Source organism: Microcystis sp. LEGE 08355 (genome assembly GCF_015207185.1).
GTDB lineage: Bacteria > Cyanobacteriota > Cyanobacteriia > Cyanobacteriales > Microcystaceae > Microcystis > Microcystis panniformis.
Genome location: NZ_JADEXI010000864.1, coordinates 1 through 1,391 on the forward strand (window position 1 = coordinate 1; position 1,391 = coordinate 1,391).

A 1,391-nucleotide genomic window follows, 5' to 3' on the forward strand; every position below is an offset into this window, starting at 1 on the left:
CCCCACACCCTACACCCTACACCCTCTTTCAAGTCAGTGGTCAGGAGACATCTGCTTTTTGATAAAAAGTTAAGGTAGTATTGCCGTAGCGTTTTTGACGACAAATGGTTAAACCTTCTAGATTAATTGCTTGCCAAGATTTGGGATTATGTTCCACGGCAATTTCCCCCAGAGAATCTAATAAATTAGATTGAGAGATGGCAGTTAATACCGGTAAATATAAACCGCTTTCGTAGGGAGGGTCAAAATAAATTAAATCAAAACTTTTCCCCGCTAAAGTGGCTAACTTTGTCAGTACATCTCCCCGAATTACTTGGAATTGCTGGGGAGAAGTTGCTAAATTGCGCCAATTTTCCTTGATAATTTCGCCAGCGCGTCCTGATTGTTCAATTCCGATTACTAGACTCGCACCTCGACATAAAGCTTCCGCACCCATCGAACCATTACCCGCACAAAGATCCAACCAACGACAGCCGGATAATTTCTGTTGCCAGATATTAAATAAAGCTTCTCGCACCCTTGCTGTCGTCGGACGGGTTAATTGTCCTGCTAGGGTTTTTATGGGACGATTGCCGTAAATTCTCATCGGTTAAAAGGCAAATTCAGTTAATCTTTTTTGTAATAAATCAGGAAAAAGGGCATAGTATCTTTGATTGAGAGGAGAAGGATGGGGGAGAGGTAATAAAGTCACTTTCTTTTGCTGTTTTAATCCATCTTCATCGGTAGCGGTAAGGGTAACTAGGAGTTTTTTGGTAAAGCGTTCTTTATCAAGATAGAATTTATCTACTTCTTTGGGTTTACCGTAGGGTTCAAACCATTTAAAAGCTTCCGTGCCAAGGGGAATGATATGATCACCTTGCCAATAAAAAACGAGCAGTTTTTCTATAAATGGACGAAAACGATCCTTCACTTCCCCAGAATAAGCTTTATTACCCGGAGGTTTGTAGGGAACTGTATTAGTTAAGAAAATTCGATCGCACACGGATAATAACTCTTGACGATCATGAGATTTTCTCCCCTGCCAAGCTTGAAAAAATCCCTCTCTTACCATTCTACCGGCAGCCCCGATCAAAGGTTGTCCCGCATACACTTCATCTCGTCCTAAATCCCGGCCAAAAAAGCATAACTGACTAGCAAGATTACCAGCATACAAAACTGGTTCAAAGGGGTCTTTTTTTGCCTCTTGGTAAATCAGGGTATCGATGGGAAAATCCTCTTTTTTTGCCTCTTGGTGTACCTGTTTAATTAGGGTTTTAATATCGGTCATTATTCCAGAAATCGGTTATTAGTGGCTCTCCATTCTACTACAAAAATGAAAATTATCAGTCTTCAGTCTTCAGGAGATTATTTTTATTTATTCTTTCTTCTCCCCACACCCCACACCCTACACC

General features: G+C 40.8%; 2 protein-coding genes. Both read right to left on the minus strand.

Annotated features, from left to right (window positions below):
- Positions 1-40 precede the first annotated feature (40 nt).
- On the minus strand, positions 41-586 hold the full coding sequence (rsmD, locus tag IQ242_RS24765) for a 16S rRNA (guanine(966)-N(2))-methyltransferase RsmD (protein WP_193961780.1): 546 nt from the start codon (positions 584-586) through the stop codon (positions 41-43).
- A 3-nt stretch (positions 587-589) separates the two neighbouring features.
- Entirely contained in the window at positions 590-1,267 is a 678-nt protein-coding gene (locus IQ242_RS24770; protein ID WP_002750869.1) for a uracil-DNA glycosylase family protein, read from the minus strand.
- Between the last annotated feature and the right edge of the window lie 124 nt (positions 1,268-1,391).

Bases quoted from the DNA above. Each gene is read 5' to 3' on its own strand.
- IQ242_RS24770 (WP_002750869.1), bottom strand. From the start codon at position 1,267: ATGACCGATATTAAAACCCTAATTAAACAGGTACACCAAGAGGCAAAA.
- rsmD (WP_193961780.1), bottom strand. From the start codon at position 586: ATGAGAATTTACGGCAATCGTCCCATAAAAACCCTAGCAGGACAATTA.